32 protein-coding genes are annotated in these 18,520 nt (G+C 35.1%); all 32 read left to right on the top strand.

The window, feature by feature from the left end; translation table 11 throughout:
- The first annotated feature begins 61 nt into the window (after nt 1-61).
- The 32 genes from rpsG (at nt 62) to carA (ending at nt 18,430) form a co-directional block, all read left to right on the top strand.
- Nucleotides 62-538 carry a 30S ribosomal protein S7 gene (gene rpsG, locus C245_RS0102610; protein WP_017495022.1) on the top strand — a complete coding sequence of 159 codons (477 nt, stop codon included), beginning with the start codon at nt 62-64 and terminating at the stop codon, nt 536-538.
- Nucleotides 539-549: 11 nt separating this feature from the next.
- Nucleotides 550-2,706, top strand: coding sequence for an elongation factor G (gene fusA / locus C245_RS0102605; RefSeq protein ID WP_017495021.1), 2,157 nt, complete (start codon nt 550-552; stop codon nt 2,704-2,706).
- An 11-nt stretch (nt 2,707-2,717) separates the two neighbouring features.
- A complete protein-coding gene (gene rpsJ, locus C245_RS0102600; RefSeq protein WP_007803605.1) occupies nt 2,718-3,023 on the top strand; it encodes a 30S ribosomal protein S10 in 306 nt (101 codons plus the stop codon).
- Nucleotides 3,024-3,428: 405 nt separating this feature from the next.
- Nucleotides 3,429-4,046: a 50S ribosomal protein L3 gene (gene rplC / locus C245_RS0102595; RefSeq protein WP_017495020.1), complete on the top strand. Its 618-nt coding sequence runs from the start codon at nt 3,429-3,431 to the stop codon at nt 4,044-4,046.
- Nucleotides 4,046-4,675, top strand: coding sequence for a 50S ribosomal protein L4 (gene rplD / locus C245_RS0102590; protein ID WP_017495019.1), 630 nt, complete (start codon nt 4,046-4,048; stop codon nt 4,673-4,675). The genes rplC and rplD overlap by 1 nt, the downstream gene beginning before the upstream one ends.
- 7 nt (nt 4,676-4,682) lie before the next feature.
- Entirely contained in the window at nt 4,683-4,973 is a 291-nt protein-coding gene (rplW, locus tag C245_RS0102585; protein WP_017495018.1) for a 50S ribosomal protein L23, read from the top strand.
- 9 nt (nt 4,974-4,982) lie between these two features.
- Nucleotides 4,983-5,807, top strand: a complete 825-nt coding sequence (rplB, locus tag C245_RS0102580) for a 50S ribosomal protein L2 (RefSeq protein ID WP_017495017.1) — start codon at nt 4,983-4,985, stop codon at nt 5,805-5,807.
- A 6-nt stretch (nt 5,808-5,813) separates the two neighbouring features.
- Complete coding sequence (gene rpsS, locus C245_RS0102575; protein ID WP_008464288.1) at nt 5,814-6,092, top strand: 30S ribosomal protein S19; 279 nt, start codon at nt 5,814-5,816, stop codon at nt 6,090-6,092.
- 6 nt (nt 6,093-6,098) lie between these two features.
- Nucleotides 6,099-6,512: a 50S ribosomal protein L22 gene (gene rplV / locus C245_RS0102570; protein WP_007803631.1), complete on the top strand. Its 414-nt coding sequence runs from the start codon at nt 6,099-6,101 to the stop codon at nt 6,510-6,512.
- A 5-nt stretch (nt 6,513-6,517) separates the two neighbouring features.
- Complete coding sequence (gene rpsC, locus C245_RS0102565) at nt 6,518-7,279, top strand: 30S ribosomal protein S3 (protein WP_007803635.1); 762 nt, start codon at nt 6,518-6,520, stop codon at nt 7,277-7,279.
- A 19-nt stretch (nt 7,280-7,298) separates the two neighbouring features.
- Nucleotides 7,299-7,724 carry a 50S ribosomal protein L16 gene (gene rplP, locus C245_RS0102560; protein WP_017495016.1) on the top strand — a complete coding sequence of 142 codons (426 nt, stop codon included), beginning with the start codon at nt 7,299-7,301 and terminating at the stop codon, nt 7,722-7,724.
- A 13-nt stretch (nt 7,725-7,737) separates the two neighbouring features.
- Nucleotides 7,738-7,929: a 50S ribosomal protein L29 gene (gene rpmC, locus C245_RS0102555; protein WP_007803639.1), complete on the top strand. Its 192-nt coding sequence runs from the start codon at nt 7,738-7,740 to the stop codon at nt 7,927-7,929.
- 17 nt (nt 7,930-7,946) lie between these two features.
- The gene (gene rpsQ, locus C245_RS0102550) at nt 7,947-8,207 is read left to right on the top strand and encodes a 30S ribosomal protein S17 (protein WP_007803646.1); all 261 of its coding nucleotides are present in this window, start codon (nt 7,947-7,949) and stop codon (nt 8,205-8,207) included.
- A gap of 2 nt (nt 8,208-8,209) precedes the next feature.
- Nucleotides 8,210-8,578, top strand: coding sequence for a 50S ribosomal protein L14 (rplN, locus tag C245_RS0102545; RefSeq protein WP_007803649.1), 369 nt, complete (start codon nt 8,210-8,212; stop codon nt 8,576-8,578).
- A gap of 11 nt (nt 8,579-8,589) precedes the next feature.
- Entirely contained in the window at nt 8,590-8,904 is a 315-nt protein-coding gene (rplX, locus tag C245_RS0102540; protein ID WP_007803650.1) for a 50S ribosomal protein L24, read from the top strand.
- A 2-nt stretch (nt 8,905-8,906) separates the two neighbouring features.
- Nucleotides 8,907-9,458 carry a 50S ribosomal protein L5 gene (rplE, locus tag C245_RS0102535; protein ID WP_017495015.1) on the top strand — a complete coding sequence of 184 codons (552 nt, stop codon included), beginning with the start codon at nt 8,907-8,909 and terminating at the stop codon, nt 9,456-9,458.
- A 3-nt stretch (nt 9,459-9,461) separates the two neighbouring features.
- Nucleotides 9,462-9,731 (top strand): 30S ribosomal protein S14, encoded by a 270-nt coding sequence (gene rpsN / locus C245_RS0102530; protein ID WP_008464305.1) that lies wholly within the window; start codon nt 9,462-9,464, stop codon nt 9,729-9,731.
- Between the two features lie 104 nt (nt 9,732-9,835).
- Entirely contained in the window at nt 9,836-10,234 is a 399-nt protein-coding gene (gene rpsH / locus C245_RS0102525; RefSeq protein ID WP_017495014.1) for a 30S ribosomal protein S8, read from the top strand.
- 18 nt (nt 10,235-10,252) lie between these two features.
- The gene (rplF, locus tag C245_RS0102520; protein WP_017495013.1) at nt 10,253-10,795 is read left to right on the top strand and encodes a 50S ribosomal protein L6; all 543 of its coding nucleotides are present in this window, start codon (nt 10,253-10,255) and stop codon (nt 10,793-10,795) included.
- Nucleotides 10,796-10,806: 11 nt separating this feature from the next.
- Nucleotides 10,807-11,157 carry a 50S ribosomal protein L18 gene (gene rplR / locus C245_RS0102515; protein WP_017495012.1) on the top strand — a complete coding sequence of 117 codons (351 nt, stop codon included), beginning with the start codon at nt 10,807-10,809 and terminating at the stop codon, nt 11,155-11,157.
- A 3-nt stretch (nt 11,158-11,160) separates the two neighbouring features.
- A complete protein-coding gene (gene rpsE, locus C245_RS0102510) occupies nt 11,161-11,685 on the top strand; it encodes a 30S ribosomal protein S5 (RefSeq protein ID WP_085950926.1) in 525 nt (174 codons plus the stop codon).
- A gap of 12 nt (nt 11,686-11,697) precedes the next feature.
- Nucleotides 11,698-11,880, top strand: a complete 183-nt coding sequence (gene rpmD / locus C245_RS0102505; RefSeq protein WP_017495010.1) for a 50S ribosomal protein L30 — start codon at nt 11,698-11,700, stop codon at nt 11,878-11,880.
- 11 nt (nt 11,881-11,891) lie between these two features.
- The gene (gene rplO, locus C245_RS0102500) at nt 11,892-12,344 is read left to right on the top strand and encodes a 50S ribosomal protein L15 (RefSeq protein WP_017495009.1); all 453 of its coding nucleotides are present in this window, start codon (nt 11,892-11,894) and stop codon (nt 12,342-12,344) included.
- Between the two features lie 13 nt (nt 12,345-12,357).
- Complete coding sequence (gene secY, locus C245_RS0102495) at nt 12,358-13,704, top strand: preprotein translocase subunit SecY (RefSeq protein ID WP_017495008.1); 1,347 nt, start codon at nt 12,358-12,360, stop codon at nt 13,702-13,704.
- Between the two features lie 7 nt (nt 13,705-13,711).
- Entirely contained in the window at nt 13,712-13,927 is a 216-nt protein-coding gene (gene infA / locus C245_RS0102490; RefSeq protein WP_007136545.1) for a translation initiation factor IF-1, read from the top strand.
- Nucleotides 13,928-13,939: 12 nt separating this feature from the next.
- Nucleotides 13,940-14,056: a type B 50S ribosomal protein L36 gene (gene ykgO / locus C245_RS23870; protein ID WP_002987490.1), complete on the top strand. Its 117-nt coding sequence runs from the start codon at nt 13,940-13,942 to the stop codon at nt 14,054-14,056.
- Nucleotides 14,057-14,058: 2 nt separating this feature from the next.
- On the top strand, nt 14,059-14,433 hold the full coding sequence (gene rpsM / locus C245_RS0102485; protein WP_012022478.1) for a 30S ribosomal protein S13: 375 nt from the start codon (nt 14,059-14,061) through the stop codon (nt 14,431-14,433).
- Nucleotides 14,434-14,441: 8 nt separating this feature from the next.
- Complete coding sequence (rpsK, locus tag C245_RS0102480) at nt 14,442-14,825, top strand: 30S ribosomal protein S11 (RefSeq protein ID WP_007803677.1); 384 nt, start codon at nt 14,442-14,444, stop codon at nt 14,823-14,825.
- A 91-nt stretch (nt 14,826-14,916) separates the two neighbouring features.
- Nucleotides 14,917-15,522, top strand: a complete 606-nt coding sequence (rpsD, locus tag C245_RS0102475) for a 30S ribosomal protein S4 (RefSeq protein ID WP_008464326.1) — start codon at nt 14,917-14,919, stop codon at nt 15,520-15,522.
- Between the two features lie 21 nt (nt 15,523-15,543).
- Nucleotides 15,544-16,536 carry a DNA-directed RNA polymerase subunit alpha gene (locus tag C245_RS0102470; protein WP_026109818.1) on the top strand — a complete coding sequence of 331 codons (993 nt, stop codon included), beginning with the start codon at nt 15,544-15,546 and terminating at the stop codon, nt 16,534-16,536.
- A gap of 36 nt (nt 16,537-16,572) precedes the next feature.
- The gene (rplQ, locus tag C245_RS0102465) at nt 16,573-17,061 is read left to right on the top strand and encodes a 50S ribosomal protein L17 (RefSeq protein ID WP_017495007.1); all 489 of its coding nucleotides are present in this window, start codon (nt 16,573-16,575) and stop codon (nt 17,059-17,061) included.
- A 250-nt stretch (nt 17,062-17,311) separates the two neighbouring features.
- Nucleotides 17,312-18,430 (top strand): glutamine-hydrolyzing carbamoyl-phosphate synthase small subunit, encoded by a 1,119-nt coding sequence (gene carA, locus C245_RS0102460; RefSeq protein WP_017495006.1) that lies wholly within the window; start codon nt 17,312-17,314, stop codon nt 18,428-18,430.
- Nucleotides 18,431-18,520: the final 90 nt, after the last annotated feature.

Here is an 18,520-nt window from a genome sequence, read left to right as displayed (position 1 = left end):
TGAAATCTGTAACACATAACATTTAACGGATAACCTATAACTTTTTATTTAAAAAAAAGACATGAGAAAAAGAGCGGCAAAGAAAAGACCACTTTTACCAGATCCAAGGTTTAATGACCAATTGGTAACACGTTTCGTGAACAACTTAATGTGGGATGGTAAGAAATCTACAGCTTTCAAAGTATTTTATGATGCAATTGATATCATTGAATCTAAAAAGCAAAATGATGAGAAAACTTCATTAGAAATTTGGAAAGATGCTTTAACAAACGTTATGCCTCACGTAGAAGTACGTAGCCGTAGAGTAGGTGGAGCTACATTTCAAATTCCAATGCAGATTCGTCCAGACAGAAAAATTTCTATGGCAATGAAGTGGTTAATACTTTATTCAAGAAGAAGAAACGAAAAATCTATGGCACAACGTTTAGCGTCAGAATGTTTAGCAGCTGCTAAAGAAGAAGGTGCTGCGGTTAAGAAAAGAATGGATACTCACAAAATGGCAGAAGCTAACAAAGCATTCTCTCACTTTAGATTTTAATTCGTAAAGAAATGGCTAGAGATTTAAAATATACAAGAAATATCGGAATTGCTGCTCATATTGATGCTGGTAAAACAACAACTACTGAGCGTATTCTTTTTTATACTGGAAAGTCACACAAAATTGGTGAGGTGCATGATGGTGCTGCAACAATGGACTGGATGGCGCAAGAGCAGGAAAGAGGTATTACAATTACTTCTGCTGCTACAACTTGTACTTGGAATTTTCCAACAGAGCAAGGTAAAGTTCTTCCGGAATCATTGCCTTACCACTTTAATATTATTGATACTCCTGGACACGTTGACTTTACTGTAGAGGTAAATCGTTCTTTGCGTGTATTGGATGGTTTGGTATTCTTGTTTAGTGCAGTTGATGGTGTTGAGCCTCAATCTGAAACTAACTGGAGACTTGCTGATCAATATAGAGTTCCTCGTATGGGATTCGTAAATAAAATGGACCGTCAAGGTGCTAACTTTTTAGGAGTATGCGGACAGGTTAAAGATATGTTGAAATCGAATGCGGTTGCAATTACTTTGCCTATTGGTGATGAGGCTGATTTTAAAGGTATCGTTGACTTAGTTAAAAATCAGGCTATTGTATGGCATGATGAGACTCAAGGAGCTACTTTTGATATCGTTGATATTCCAGCTGACATGGTTGACGAGGTTAGACAATATCGTTCTATCCTTATCGAAGAAATTGCTACTTACGATGAAAATCTTTTAGATAAGTACATGGAGGATGAGAACTCTATTACTGAAGATGAGATTAACAATGCTTTAAGAGCTGCTACAATTGATATGGCAATCATTCCTATGCTTGCTGGTTCTTCTTTCAAAAACAAAGGAGTTCAATTCATGTTAGATGCAGTTTGTAAATATTTACCATCTCCTTTGGATAAAGAAGGTATTGAAGGAATTCACCCTGATGATGCTGATTTATTAGAAGAAGATCAAACTAAAATCTTGCGTAAGCCAGATGTAAAAGAGCCGTTTGCTGCTTTGGCATTTAAAATTGCTACTGACCCATTTGTAGGTCGTTTAGCTTTCTTCCGTGCTTATTCTGGTCGTTTAGATGCTGGTTCTTACGTTTTAAATACTCGTTCTGGTAATAAAGAAAGAATTTCTCGTATTTACCAAATGCACGCTAACAAACAAAATCCAATCGAATTTATTGAGGCTGGGGATATTGGAGCTGCTGTAGGATTTAAAGATATTAAAACTGGAGATACATTATGTGATGAAAAGAATCCAATTATTTTGGAGTCTATGAAATTCCCTGATCCGGTAATTGGTATTGCTATTGAGCCTAAAACTAAAGCTGACGTAGATAAAATGGGTATGGCTTTGGCTAAATTAGCTGAAGAGGATCCGACATTTACAGTTAGAACTGATGAGGCTTCAGGTCAAACGATTATCTCAGGTATGGGTGAGCTTCACTTAGATATCTTAGTAGATCGTATGAAACGTGAATTCAAAGTTGAAGTAAACCAAGGTGAGCCTCAGGTTGAATACAAAGAAGCTTTCACAAGATCAGCTACGCATAGAGAAACTTATAAGAAACAATCTGGAGGTCGTGGTAAATTCGGTGATATCGTATTTACAATCGAGCCTGCTGATGAAGTTGATGGTAAAGTTCCTGTAGGATTACAGTTTATTAATGCTGTAAAAGGTGGTAACGTTCCTAAAGAATATATTCCAGCTGTTGAAAAAGGATTTAGAGAGGCTATGAAAACTGGTCCGTTAGCAGGATACGCTGTGGATAGTTTGAAAGTAACTTTAACTGATGGATCTTTCCACCCTGTGGATTCTGATGCATTATCTTTTGAGTTAGCTGCAAGAATGGGTTATAAAGAATCAGGACGTGCTGCCGGAGCTGTTATTCTTGAGCCAATCATGAAAATCGAGGTTATTACTCCTGAAGAAAACATGGGTGATATCGTAGGTGACTTGAACCGTCGTAGAGGTCAGGTTAATGATATGGGTGACAGAAATGGGGCTAAAACTATTAAAGCTGATGTGCCTTTATCTGAAATGTTTGGATATGTTACAACATTAAGAACATTGTCTTCAGGTAGAGCTACTTCAACAATGGAGTTTTCTCACTATGCAGAAACGCCTTCTAATATTTCAGAAGCGGTAATTAAAAAAGCAAAAGGTAACGCTTAATTCTTAAGAAAATGAGTCAAAAAATCAGAATAAAACTAAAGTCTTACGATCACATGTTGGTAGATAAATCTGCTGAAAAGATCGTGAAAACAGTAAAAACTACTGGTGCAGTTGTAACAGGTCCAATTCCATTGCCAACTCACAAAAAACTTTTCACTGTGTTACGTTCTCCGCACGTTAACAAAAAAGCGAGAGAGCAATTTGAAGTAATGTCATACAAGAGATTGATTGATATTTATTCATCTTCATCTAAAACTATTGATGCTTTAATGAAACTTGAATTGCCAAGTGGGGTTGAAGTAGAGATAAAAGTATAATTTTTTTATATTTTTTATATAAAAAGCGAGTCAGAAATGTCTCGCTTTTTTTTGTTTTAAAATATTGCTTTTTTACGGTATGATTTTGAGTTTTTTTTATTTTTAATTTTTCTGTAAATTTTCATAAAGGCCTTTGTTTTAAGGGGATTCGGGTGTTTTTTGTTGTGAATTTATTAATTAATTGTTAAGCGTGAATGTGTTCAAAATGTAAAAAATGATTTCATTATTGGAAAAAAATAAGGTTGTTTTTGAAGTTGTTTTGATGCTTGGTTTTTGATAATGAGCGATTTAATTTTTCTAACTGTTTGGTATATTCAATTTTAATATCTACTTTTGCACTCCCTGTTTGGAAATTTCTGTTATTTTCAAATTGAAGGGAATTTTAGTAATTAATAATTAATATTTATGTCTGGGTTAATTGGTAAAAAAATCGGCATGACTAGTATTTTCGACGAAAACGGGAAAAACATTCCTTGTACAGTAATCGAAGCTGGTCCTTGTGTTGTTACCCAAGTCAGAACCAAAGGTGTTGACGGGTACGAAGCGTTGCAACTTGGTTTCGATGACAAAAACGAGAAACATTCCACAAAAGCGGCTTTAGGGCACTTTAAAAAAGCTGGAACTGTAGCTAAGAAAAAAGTCGTTGAATTTCAAGATTTTGCAACTGAGCAAAAATTAGGAGATCTTATTGATGTTTCTATTTTTTCTGAAGGAGAATTTGTAGATGTACAAGGTGTATCTAAAGGTAAAGGTTTTCAAGGGGTTGTTAAACGTCACGGATTTGGTGGTGTTGGACAAGCAACTCACGGTCAACACAACCGTTTAAGAGCGCCAGGTTCTGTAGGAGCATCTTCTTATCCATCTAGAGTATTCAAAGGAATGCGTATGGCTGGAAGAATGGGAGGAGACAATGTAAAAGTTCAAAACCTTAGAGTTTTAAAAGTAGTGGCTGAAAAGAACCTACTTGTTATTAAAGGATGTGTTCCTGGACATAAAAACTCTTATGTAATCATTCAGAAGTAATGGAAGTAAAAGTATTAGATTTCAACGGAAAAGATACTGGAAGAAAAGTTCAACTTTCTGATTCAGTATTCGCAATTGAACCAAACAATCACGCTGTATACCTTGATGTTAAGCAATATCTTGCTAATCAAAGACAAGGGACTCACAAAGCTAAAGAAAGAGCTGAAGTGACAGGAAGTACGCGTAAGATTAAAAAACAAAAAGGAACTGGTACAGCTCGTGCGGGAAGTATCAAAAATCCATTGTTTAAAGGTGGTGGAACAATTTTCGGACCAAGACCAAGAAGTTATTCATTCAAATTGAATAAAGGCTTGAAAAGATTGGCAAGAAAATCAGCTTTCTCAATCAAAGCAAAAGAGTCGAATATTATCGTTCTTGAAGACTTTAATTTTGAAGCGCCAAACACTAAAAATTTCATTAACGTTTTGAAAGCTTTAGGGTTAGAAAATAAAAAATCTCTATTTGTGTTGGGAGAGACGAATAAAAATGTATATTTGTCGTCACGCAATTTAAAGGCTTCTAATGTCGTAACTAGCTCAGAATTAAGCACTTACGCTATTTTAAACACTAACAATTTAGTGCTTTTAGAAGGTTCTTTGGAGTTAATCGAAGAAAATTTAAGCAAATAATAGGAGTATGAGCATCATAATTAGACCTATAGTAACAGAAAAAGTAACCAAAGAAAGTGAAGTTTTAAACCGCTTCGGATTCGTTGTTGACAAAAAAGCAAACAAAGTTCAAATTAAGAAAGCTGTTGAAGCTGCTTATGGAGTAACTATCGTTTCAGTTAACACGATGAACGTAAGACCGGACAGAACTACAAAATACACTAAAAGTGGTTTAATCAGTGGAAAGACAAATGCTATTAAAAAAGCAATTGTACAAGTACAAGAAGGAGAAACAATTGATTTTTACAACAATATCTAAGATAGAAAAATGTCAGTAAGAAAATTAAAACCTATTACCCCAGGTCAGCGATTTAGAGTTGTGAATGGTTATGACGCCATTACAACTGATAAGCCGGAACGCTCTTTGATAGCGCCGATAAAAAACTCTGGAGGTAGAAATAGTCAAGGAAAGATGACCATGCGTTATACGGGTGGTGGTCACAAGCAGAGATATCGTATTATTGATTTCAAAAGAACTAAAGTTGGAATTCCAGCTACTGTGAAATCAATCGAATACGATCCAAATCGTACTGCATTTATCGCTTTATTAGCTTATGCTGATGGAGAGAAAACTTATATTATCGCTCAAAACGGATTGAAAGTTGGTCAGAAATTAGTTTCTGGTCCAGAATCTCAACCAGAGATTGGTAATACATTGCCTTTAAGCAGAATTCCTCTTGGAACTGTTATATCTTGTATTGAGTTACGTCCAGGACAAGGAGCAGTTATTGCTCGTTCAGCTGGAACTTTTGCTCAGTTAATGGCAAGAGACGGAAAATACGCTACAATTAAAATGCCATCTGGAGAGACAAGATTAATCTTGTTAACATGTTCGGCTACAATTGGAGCTGTTTCTAATTCTGATCACCAATTAGTTGTATCTGGAAAAGCAGGTAGAACAAGATGGTTAGGAAGAAGACCTAGAACTAGACCAGTAGCGATGAACCCAGTTGATCACCCTATGGGAGGTGGTGAAGGACGTTCTTCTGGAGGGCACCCACGTTCAAGAAACGGATTGCCAGCTAAAGGTTACAGAACTCGTTCTAAGAAAAACCCGAGTAACAAGTATATCGTAGAACGTAGAAAGAAATAATAAGATATGGCACGTTCATTAAAAAAAGGACCTTTCGTTCATTATAAGTTAGACAAGAAAGTTCAGGAAAACGTAGAAAGTGGTAAAAATGCAGTTGTAAAGACTTGGTCTAGAGCTTCCATGATTACTCCGGATTTCGTTGGACAAACTATCGCAGTTCATAACGGTCGTCAATTTGTACCGGTTTACGTAACAGAAAACATGGTAGGTCACAAATTAGGAGAGTTTTCACCAACTAGATCTTTTAGAGGTCATGCTGGAGCAAAAAATAAAGGTAAAAAATAAGAAGCAATGGGAGTTCGTAAAAGAGAAACAGCAGATGCGAGAAAAGAGGCTAATAAGTCTATTGCTTTCGCAAAATTGAATAACTGCCCTACTTCACCTAGAAAAATGCGCTTAGTAGCGGACTTGGTAAGAGGTCAGAAGGTAGAAAGAGCACTTAACATTTTAAGATTCAGTTCTAAAGAAGCTTCAAGAAAATTAGAGAAACTATTATTATCTGCAATCAATAACTGGGAGCAAAAAAATAGTGAAGGTAATTTAGAAGAAGCTGGATTATTTGTTAAAGAGATCAGAGTAGATGGTGGAATGATGTTGAAAAGACTTCGTCCAGCTCCACAAGGTCGTGCACACAGAATAAGAAAACGTTCTAACCACGTTACAATCGTGCTTGGAGCTATCAATAACACACAAAGCAATTCTTAAGCAGCATGGGACAAAAGACAAATCCAATTGGAAATAGACTTGGTATCATCAGAGGGTGGGACTCAAACTGGTATGGTGGAAATGACTACGGTGATAAATTAGCCGAAGATCACAAAATCAGAAAGTATATCCACGCTCGTTTATCAAAAGCTAGTGTATCTAAAGTAATCATCGAGAGAACTTTGAAACTTGTAACCGTTACTATCACTACTGCTAGACCTGGTATCATTATCGGAAAAGGCGGACAAGAGGTAGACAAGTTGAAAGAAGAACTTAAGAAAGTTACTGACAAAGAGGTTCAAATCAACATCTTTGAAATTAAAAGACCTGAGTTAGATGCTTATCTTGTGGCGACAAGCATCGCTCGTCAAATCGAAAGCCGTATTTCTTACAGACGTGCAATCAAAATGGCTATTGCTGCTTCTATGCGTATGAACGCTGAAGGTATCAAAGTTTTGATTTCTGGTCGTTTGAATGGTGCTGAGATGGCGCGTTCAGAAGGTTTCAAAGAAGGTAGAATTCCTCTATCAACTTTCAGAGCTGATATTGATTATGCTTTGGCTGAAGCTCACACTACTTACGGTAGAATGGGTATCAAAGTATGGATCATGAAAGGTGAAGTTTATGGAAAGAGAGATCTTTCTCCACTTGCAGGAATGGATAAAAAACAATCTGGAACTGGTGGTGGTAAAGGTGGCGATTCTCCAAGAGGAGACAGAAAGCCTTTTAATAAAGGTGGAAAACCAGACGCTCGTAAAAGAAAGTAAATTTTTAAACTAAAGAAAAATGTTACAGCCTAAAAGAACAAAATACCGTAAGGTACAAAAAGGTAAGATGAAAGGTAACTCTCAAAGAGGGCATGAACTTTCTAATGGAATGTTTGGTATTAAATCTGTACATGAAGATGGAATGTTCTTGACTTCTCGTCAAATCGAAGCTGCGCGTATCGCTGCAACTCGTTACATGAAGAGAGAAGGACAATTATGGATTAAAATATTTCCAGACAAGCCTATTACTAAGAAACCTCTTGAAGTACGTATGGGTAAAGGTAAAGGAGCAGTTGAGTATTGGGCTGCTGTTGTTAAACCAGGAAGAATTATGTTTGAAGTTGGAGGAGTTCCATTGTCAGTTGCAAAAGAGGCTTTACGTCTTGCAGCTCAAAAACTTCCAGTAAAAACTAAATTCGTCGTTGCTAGAGATTTCGAAGCATAATTAAATTTATATTATGAAACAATCAGAAATAAAAGATCTTTCTGCAGCGGAGTTGCAAGAAAAACTTAGTCAAACTAAGAAAATATATGCTGACCTAAAAATGGCTCACGCTATTTCTCCAATTGAGAACCCACTTCAAATTAGAAGTGTAAGAAGAACAGTTGCAAGATTGGCTACAGAGTTAACTAAAAGAGAGTTACAATAATTGTATTCTGCTGAAAGATGGAAGAAAAAAGAAATTTAAGAAAAGAAAGAATAGGTGTTGTTACTTCAAATAAAATGGATAAGTCTATTGTTATTGCTGAAGTAAGAAAAGTAAAGCACCCATTATACGGTAAGTTCGTGTTGAAAACTAAGAAATATGTTGCACACGACGAAACAAACGACTGTAACATTGGAGATACTGTAAGAATTAGCGAAACGCGTCCTTTAAGTAAAACAAAATGTTGGAGATTAGTTGAAATCTTAGAAAGAGCTAAATAATTATGGTACAACAGGAATCAAGACTAAAAGTAGCAGATAACACGGGAGCAAAAGAAGTTTTAACTATCCGTGTTTTAGGAGGTACCAAAAGAAGGTATGCCTCTGTTGGTGACAAGATTGTAGTATCTATTAAAGATGCAACTCCAAACGGAAACGTGAAAAAAGGAGCTGTTTCAACTGCAGTTGTTGTACGTACCAAAAAAGAAGTGAGAAGAGCTGATGGTTCTTATATCCGTTTCGATGATAATGCATGTGTTCTTTTGAACGCTGCAGGGGAAATGAGAGGAACACGTGTTTTTGGTCCGGTAGCAAGAGAACTTCGTGAAAAACAATTCATGAAAATTGTATCATTAGCACCAGAAGTGCTTTAATTCGTTTTAAGATGATAAAGCTAAAAATAAAATCAGGAGATATCGTAAGAGTTATTGCTGGAGACCATAAAGGTGCTGAAGGTAAAGTATTACGTGTTTACCGTGAGAAAAATAAAGCGATAGTTGAAGGTGTAAACATGGTTTCAAAACATACAAAACCAAGTGCTAAAAACCCTCAAGGTGGTATCGTTAAGAAAGAAGCTTCTATACAAATATCTAACATTTCACTAATTGATCCTAAAACTAAGGAAACAACTAGAGTTGGTATTAGAGTAGAAGGAGATAAGAAAGTAAGATTTTCAAAAAAATCTAATCAAGTACTATAGTAATGGCATATACACCTAGACTAAAAGAAGAATATAAGAGTAGAGTAATCTCTGCTCTTAAAGAAGAATTCGGATATACAAACGTAATGCAAGTTCCTAAACTTGAAAAAATCGTTTTGAGCCGTGGAGTTGGTGCAGCTGTATCTGATAAAAAACTTATTGACTATGCAGTTGATGAGTTAACAAAGATCACTGGACAAAAAGCAGTATCTACAATTTCAAAGAAAGACGTTGCGTCATTCAAATTGAGAAAAGGGATGCCTATTGGAGCAAAAGTTACTTTACGTGGAGAGAGAATGTATGAGTTTTTAGATAGACTTATTACTTCTGCTTTACCACGCGTTAGAGATTTTAGTGGTATCAAAGCTACTGGTTTCGACGGAAGAGGTAATTACAATCTTGGAGTTTTAGAGCAAATCATTTTCCCTGAAATTGATATTGACAAAGTAAACAAAATTTCAGGAATGGATATTACTTTTGTTACTACTGCAAAAACAGACAAAGAAGCAAAGTCGTTATTGGCTGAATTAGGTTTACCTTTTAAAAAGAATTAAGACATGGCTAAAGAATCAATGAAAGCCCGTGAGGTGAAAAGAGAGAAAACGGTAGCTAAGTACGCTGAAAAAAGAAAAGCTTTATTAGAAGCTGGAGATTATGAAGGCTTACAAAGATTACCTAAAAATGCTTCACCAGTTCGTTTACACAACCGTTGTAAATTAACAGGTAGACCAAGAGGTTATATTCGTCAATTTGGTATTTCACGTGTAACTTTCCGTGAGATGGCAAATAATGGATTAATCCCTGGAGTAAAAAAGGCTTCTTGGTAATCTCGCAATAAGTTATTACTTTTGCAAACCGAAAAATAATTTTAATTGATTAAAGGTTCGGGAGACGGGTGTCTCCCGAAAACCATAATCGCAATCAAATACATATGTATACAGATCCTATTGCAGATTATTTGACTAGAGTTCGTAACGCTGTGGCTGCAAACCACAAAGTTGTTGAAATTCCAGCTTCTAATCTAAAAAAAGAAATAACTAAGATCTTATTTGATCAAGGTTATATCTTGAGTTACAAATTTGAAGACAACTCTGTTCAGGGTTCAATCAAGATCGCTTTGAAGTATGATAAAGATACTAAAGAGCCTGTAATTAAAGATATCCAAAGAATTAGTAAACCTGGTTTACGTAAATACGCAGGTGCTGCCAAATTACCAAGAATCCTTAACGGATTAGGAATTGCTATTGTTTCAACTTCAAAAGGTCTTATGACTGGAAAACAAGCGAAACAATTAAATGTAGGTGGTGAAGTAATTTGTTACGTATACTAATTTTAAAGACTAAATAAGATGTCAAGAATAGGTAAAAGCCCAATTGTAATCCCTGCTGACGTAACTGTAGAAGTTAAAGACGGTATCATTACAGTAAAAGGAAAAAAAGGTCAACTATCTCAGGAGTTTTCGGACGTAACTGTAAAAGTTGAAGGCGATCAAGTACAAGTTGAAAGATCGTCTGATCATAAAGACCAAAGAGCAAAACACGGATTGTACAGATCTTTAATCAGTAATATGATTGTTGGTGTATCTGAAGGTTTTACAAAAGAACTTGAATTAGTTGGAGTTGGTTATAGAGCTTCAAACCAAGGTCAAAAGTTAGATTTAGCTCTTGGATATTCTCACAATATTGTTTTAGAAATTGCTCCAGAAGTAAGTTTAGAAACAATATCTGAAAAAGGAAAGAACCCTATCGTAAAATTAACATCATTTGATAAACAACTTTTAGGTCAGGTTGCTGCGAAAATCAGAGGTTTCCGTAAGCCTGAGCCATACAAAGGAAAAGGTGTTAAATTTGTGGGTGAAGTATTAAGAAGAAAAGCAGGTAAATCAGCTTAAAAAATAAGATTATGTCATTAACAAAATCTGATAGAAGACAGAGAATTAGATTCAGAATTAGAAAATCGATTAGTGGTACTGCCGCTAACCCAAGACTATCTGTATTTAGAAGTAACAAAGAAATTTACGCTCAACTTATTGATGATGTAAATGGAGTTACTTTATTAGCTGCATCTTCAAGAGAAAAAGAAATAGGAAAAGGTACTAACGTTGAAGTAGCTGCTGCTGTTGGAAAACTAGTTGCAGAGAAAGCGTTAAAAGCCGGGATTGATACCATCACTTTTGACAGAGGTGGATATTTATACCACGGTCGTATTAAATCATTAGCAGAAGGCGCAAGAGCGGCTGGACTTAAATTCTAATATATTATGTCTAAATACAAAAATGTAGAATTGGTAAAACCAAGTGGTCTTGAACTTAAAGATCGTCTGGTAAGTGTTAATCGTGTTACTAAGGTTACAAAAGGTGGTAGAGCTTTCGGTTTTTCTGCTATTGTAGTTGTAGGTGATGAAAACGGAGTAGTTGGTCATGGATTAGGAAAATCTAAAGACGTTTCTGAAGCAATTGCGAAAGCAGTAGAAGATGCTAAGAAAAATTTAGTAAAAATTCCTTTGAACGGACAATCTGTTCCTCACGAACAAAAAGGTAAATTTGGTGGTGCGCGTGTATTCTTAATTCCTGCTTCTCATGGTACAGGAGTTATTGCTGGTGGAGCTGTTCGTTCAGTTCTTGAATCAGTAGGTATTCACGATGTATTATCTAAATCTCAAGGATCATCAAATCCTCATAACGTGGTAAAAGCAACTTTTGATGCTTTATTACAAATGAGAAGCGCTCATACTGTTGCAAAACAAAGAGGTGTTTCTTTAGAAAAAGTTTTTAAAGGTTAATTCAAGGAAATTATGGCTAAATTATTAGTAAAACAAGTAAGAAGCAAAATCAACTGCCCTCTTTCTCAAAAAAGAGGTTTGGAAGCTTTAGGTCTACGTAAAATGGGACAAGTTGTAGAGCATGATTCAAATCCTGCAATCCTTGGGATGATAAACAAAGTTAAACACTTAGTTTCTGTAGAAGAAGCTAAATAACAAATACTGTTATGAATTTAAGTAACTTACAACCAGCTGAAGGGTCAACACACAATCAAAATAAAAGATTAGGTAGAGGAGAAGGTTCTGGAAAAGGTGGTACTTCTGCAAGAGGTCACAAAGGAGCAAAATCTCGTTCTGGTTATTCTAAAAAGATTGGTTTTGAAGGAGGACAAATGCCACTTCAAAGACGTGTGCCTAAGTTTGGTTTCACAAACATCAATCGTAAAGAATACGAAGGTGTTAATTTAGATACGCTTCAATTATTAGTAGACAATGGTGTGATTACTGATTCTGTTTCTATGACAGATTTCGTAGCAAATCGTCTAGCTACCAAAAATGAAATCGTTAAGATTTTAGGTAGAGGAGAGTTGAAAGCAAAATTAAAAGTAACTGCCCACAAATTTACCGCTACTGCAAAAGCTGCTATCGAAGCTGCTGGTGGAGAAGCTGTAACTATATAACTTATCTATTAAGATGAAGAAATTTATTGAATCAATAAGTAATGTTTGGAAAATCGAAGAACTGAAAAATAGAATCTTAATTACATTAGGATTGCTTTTAGTATATCGTTTTGGTGCACACGTTACGCTTCCTGGAATTGACGCAACTCAGTTAACAGGTTTAGCGGGACAAACTAAAAATGGTTTAGGATCTATCCTGGACATGTTTACAGGAGGTGCTTTCTCTAAAGCTTCAGTTTTTGCTTTAGGTATTATGCCTTATATTTCTGCATCTATTGTTGTTCAGTTAATGGGAATTGCGATTCCTTATTTGCAAAAACTTCAAAACGATGGAGAGAGTGGTAGAAAAAAGATTAATCAAATCACTCGTTGGTTGACTATAGCTATTACACTGGTTCAAGGTCCAACTTATATCTATAATTTGTACAGAACATTGCCTGGAAGTGCATTCTTACTAGGCTTTAATTCACCTGAATTTTTGTTCTCGTCAGTTATTATCTTAGTTACAGGTACAATTTTTGCTATGTGGCTTGGAGAAAAAATTACAGATAAAGGTATTGGAAATGGAATTTCATTATTGATTATGGTTGGTATTTTAGCACGCTTACCGCAAGCTTTTATACAAGAATTCACAACCAGAGTTACCAATAACAATGGAGGTCCAATGTTGTTAGTTATTGAGATTATCGTGTGGTTATTAGTAATCATTTCTTGTGTATTGCTTACAATGGCAGTACGCAGAATCCCGGTTCAGTACGCTCGTCGTACGACAACTGGAGATTACGAGCAGGATTTAGCTGGTGGTAACAGACAATGGATTCCTCTTAAGCTTAATGCTTCAGGAGTTATGCCAATCATCTTTGCTCAGGCAATTATGTTTATTCCTGCAGCTGTAGCTGGATTGTCTAAATCAGACACATCACAATCTATTGTTGGTGCGTTTAGTAATATGTTCGGATTTTGGTACAATTTTGTATTTGCAACTTTAATTATTGTATTTACATTCTTTTATACTGCAATCACTGTTCCTACTAACAAAATGGCCGATGATTTAAAAAGAAGTGGTGGTTTTATTCCTGGAGTTCGTCCGGGAGCTGAAACTTCAGACTTCCTTGATAAAGTGATGTCTTTAATAACTTTCCCAGGATCTTTATTCCTTGCTTTGATTGCTGTGTTCCCAGCTATTGTTGTAAGTATTATGGATGTACAACAATCTTGGGCAATGTTTTTTGGAGGTACCTCATTAATAATTATGGTTGGAGTTGCAATAGATACTATTCAACAAATCAATTCATACTTGTTAAACAAACATTATGATGGTTTAATGAAGACTGGTAAAAATAGAAAAGCGGTAGCTTAATATATTTATGGCAAAACAATCAGCAATAGAACAAGACGGATCAATCATCGAAGCATTATCAAATGCGATGTTCCGTGTAGAGTTAGAAAATGGACATATTGTAATTGCTCATATTTCCGGTAAAATGCGTATGCATTACATCAAGTTATTACCTGGTGATAAAGTGAAATTGGAAATGAGTCCTTACGATTTGTCAAAAGCAAGAATTACTTATCGATATTAAAGGATATTCACTATGAAAGTTAGAGCATCAGTAAAAAAGAGAAGTGCCGAGTGCATTATCGTGCGTAGAAAAGGGAGATTGTACGTAATAAACAAAAAGAATCCTAGATTTAAACAAAGACAAGGATAATTATGGCAAGAATAGCAGGGGTAGATATCCCAAAAAATAAGAGAGGTGTTATCGCACTTACCTACATCTTTGGATTAGGAAAAAGTAGAGCTATTGAGATTTTAGAAAAAGCTCAAGTTAGCCAAGATAAAAAAGTTCAAGATTGGAATGATGACGAGATCGGAGCAATTCGTGATGCAGTTTCATTTTACAAAATTGAAGGAGAATTACGTTCTGAAGTTTCTTTAAACATCAAACGTTTAATGGATATTGGTTGTTACAGAGGTATCCGTCATAGATCTGGTCTTCCGTTAAGAGGGCAAAGAACTAAAAACAACTCTAGAACAAGAAAAGGTAAAAGAAAAACTGTTGCTAACAAGAAAAAAGCAACTAAATAATAAGTAATATGGCTAAAGCAACTGCAAAAAAACGTAAAGTTATCGTTGAATCAACGGGTGAAGCTCATATTTCTGCCACTTTCAACAACATTATCATTTCTTTGACTAATAAGAAAGGTGAAGTTATTTCTTGGTCTTCAGCTGGTAAAATGGGTTTCAGAGGTTCTAAAAAGAACACTCCGTATGCAGCTCAAATGGCAGCAGAAGATTGTAGTAAAGTAGCTCTTGAGGCAGGACTTAAAAAAGTGAAAGTTTATGTAAAAGGACCAGGAAACGGACGTGAGTCTGCTATCCGTTCTATTCATAACGGGGGAATTGAAGTTACTGAGATTATCGATGTTACTCCAATGCCTCACAACGGATGTCGTCCTCCAAAGAGACGTAGAGTTTAATTTTATTTATTCATAGTATAAACAAGGTAGAGCATAGATTATCGAAGGATTAGACCTGAATTCATAATCTCTACCTTAAATTTTTTTTAAAATGGCAAGATATACTGGTCCTAAAACCAAAATCGCTCGTAAATTTGGCGAAGCAATCTTCGGAGATGATAAATCATTCGAAAAAAGAAATTACCCACCTGGACAACACGGGATGGCTAAAAAAAGAGGAAAAAAATCTGAGTACGCTGTTCAGTTAATGGAAAAGCAAAAAGCTAAATATTCTTACGGAATTTTAGAAAAACAATTCAGAAATTTATTCGAAAAAGCGTCAGCAACTAAAGGAGTAACTGGTGAAGTTTTATTACAATTATGTGAAGCAAGATTAGATAATGTTGTTTTTAGAATGGGAATTGCTCCATCTAGAAGAGGTGCGCGTCAAATCGTATCTCACAGACACATTACTGTTAATGGTGAAGTTGTAAATATTCCTTCTTACCACCTTAAGCCTGGTGATAAAGTAGCAGTTCGTGAAAAATCTAAATCTTTAGAAGCTATCGAACGTTCTTTGTCAAATTCAAGTCATGTTTATGAATGGATTACTTGGAACAATGATCTTAAAGAAGGAACTTTCGTTTCTGTGCCTGCAAGACTACAAATTCCAGAAAACATTAAAGAACAATTAATCGTAGAGTTGTACAACAAATAATAATTGACTTAGTCGAAATTTATGGCAATATTTAATTTTCAAAAGCCCGATAAAGTTATCATGATCGATTCAACCGATTTTGAAGGTAAATTTGAATTTAGACCTTTAGAACCTGGTTACGGATTGACAGTTGGTAATGCACTTAGAAGAGTTTTGCTTTCAGCATTAGAAGGTTATGCAATTACATCTGTTCGTATCGAAGGTGTAGATCATGAGTTTTCTACTATTTCAGGTGTTGTTGAAGATGTTACCGAAATTATCCTTAATCTAAAGCAAGTGCGTTTCAAACGTCAAATTGAAGATATCGATAATGAAGCAGTTACAATTTCTGTTTCCGGTAAAGATCAATTGACAGCAGGTGATTTTCAAAAATTTATTTCAGGTTTCCAAGTTTTGAATCCAGACCTTGTTATCTGTAATTTAGATTCTAAAATCAAATTGAACTTCGATTTAACAATCGAAAAAGGTAGAGGATATGTTCCTGCTGAGGAGAACAAAAAACAGAATGCTGCAATTGGAACTATTTTTACAGATTCTATTTTTACTCCGGTAAAAAATGTAAAATATGCAATTGAAAACTTCCGTGTTGAGCAAAAAACAGATTATGAAAAATTAGTTTTTGAAATTAAAACTGATGGTTCTATTAATCCTAAAGATGCTCTTACTGAAGCTGCTAAAGTTTTAATTCACCACTTCATGTTGTTCTCTGACGAAAGAATTACACTCGAGGCTGACGAAATTGCACAAACAGAATCGTATGATGAAGAGTCATTGCATATGAGACAATTGCTTAAAACTAAGCTTGTTGATATGGATTTATCTGTGAGAGCATTAAATTGCTTGAAAGCGGCTGAAGTTGATACACTTGGTGATTTAGTATCGTTCAATAAAAATGACCTAATGAAATTCCGTAATTTTGGTAAAAAATCTTTAACTGAACTTGATGAACTTGTTGCAGTGAAGAATTTAACTTTCGGAATGGATTTAGCTAAATACAAATTAGATAAAGAATAATTCAATCCGCTACGGCGGGTTAAATTTAAAATAGCAATGAGACACGGAAAAAAATTCAATCACTTAAGCAGACAGACTGGACATAGAAAAGCTATGTTAGCTAATATGGCTTGTTCTCTTATCGAGCACAAACGTATTAACACTACTGTTGCTAAAGCTAAAGCGCTTAAACAATTCGTTGAGCCTTTAATTACAAAATCGAAAGAAGATACGACTCACAACCGTCGTATTGTTTTTGCTTACTTACGTAGCAAATATGCGGTAACTGACTTGTTCAGAGACGTAGCTGCTAAAGTTGGTGACCGTCCAGGAGGATACACTCGTATCATTAAAGTTGGAAATCGTTTAGGAGATAATGCTGATATGGCAATGATCGAACTTGTAGATTTCAACGAACTTTACAATGGAGGTAAAAAAGAAGTTAAAAAAGCAAAAAGCCGTCGTGGTGGAAAAGCTAAAAAAGCTGAAGGTACTCCTGAAGCTCCAGCAGCTGAATCAGAAACGACTACTGAAGCTTCTGAATAATTATGAAAGTAATGATTCTATAGAAATCAAGGATAAACTAATTTTTAGTTTATCCTTTTTTTTTGATTTTTTTGGAGTGAAATTAAAATTTAACTGATCTGACTTTATTGGTTTTATTTTTAGAGAGGAAAGTTTTAAAAAATCTTGGAGGCACTCTTTTAAAGAAGTAAATTTGCAAAATATCTAATTACAATTGAAAAACCTATCGGGGATTTCATGAAACAATTAAAAAAACAATACAAATTAAAGAATGAAATACACAACACGACAAAGCGCCATTTTATTACTTAGTGATGGGACTATTTTTCACGGAAAATCTATCGGAATTAGCGGTAAGACTTTTGGTGAGGTTTGTTTTAATACGGGAATGACCGGATACCAGGAGATTTTTACAGACCCTTCTTATTTTGGTCAAATAATGGTTGCGACTAATACTCATATTGGAAATTACGGTGTTAATGATTCTGAAGTTGAATCAGAAAGCATCAAAATTGCCGGTTTGGTTTGTAAAAATTTTAGCTTTAATTATTCCAGAGAAGATGCTTCCGGAAGTCTGGAAGATTATTTTACGAAACAAAACTTAATCTGTATTTCTGATGTTGATACCAGAGCTCTTGTAAGTTATATTCGTGACAATGGGGCTATGAATGCTGTTATTTGTACAGATGGTACTTCAATTGAAGATTTGAAAAAAGAATTGGCGAATGTGCCTAACATGGAAGGTTTGGAGTTGGCATCAAAAGTTTCAACTACTGAGCCTTATTTTTTTGGTGATGAAAATGCTACCTATAAAATATCAGCTTTAGATCTTGGGATAAAAAAGAATATCTTAAGAAATTTAGCTAAAAGAGATTGTTATATTAAAGTGTATCCATATAACTCAACGTATAAAGATTTAGCAGAATTTAATCCGGATGGATACTTTTTGTCTAATGGTCCCGGAGATCCGGATCCGCTTTTTGGAGCTATTGAAGTGGCAAAAGAAATTTTAGCAAATGATAAACCGCTGTTTGGAATTTGTTTAGGACATCAGGTGATTGCTTTGGCAAATGGTGTTCAAACGTATAAGATGTTTAATGGTCATCGTGGAATTAATCATCCCGTGAAAAATTTAATTACAGGTAAAGGTGAAATAACTTCTCAAAATCATGGATTTGCTGTAAACAAAGAGCAGTTGGATAATCACCCTGAATTGGAGATTACACATTTGCATTTAAATGATGAAACGGTTGCGGGTATGCGCATGAAGAATAAGAATTGTTTTTCAGTACAATACCATCCTGAAGCAAGTCCGGGACCTCACGATTCATCTTATTTATTCGATCAGTTTGTCGAGAATATAAAAGAAGCTGCTGCTAAAACGATGTAGTTAATAAATAAAGCTGTTTAATGAGTTAAATGCGTATTTGCTATTAAATATTTTTATAATTTCGAAAAAAAATATAATTTATTAATAAAA

Origin of the sequence: Flavobacterium sp. WG21, assembly GCF_000335775.1 — a bacterium.
GTDB classification, from domain to species: domain Bacteria; phylum Bacteroidota; class Bacteroidia; order Flavobacteriales; family Flavobacteriaceae; genus Flavobacterium; species Flavobacterium tructae.
Note: the sequence above shows the minus strand (reverse complement) of the source record. Positions and strands in the feature narration are given on the sequence as shown.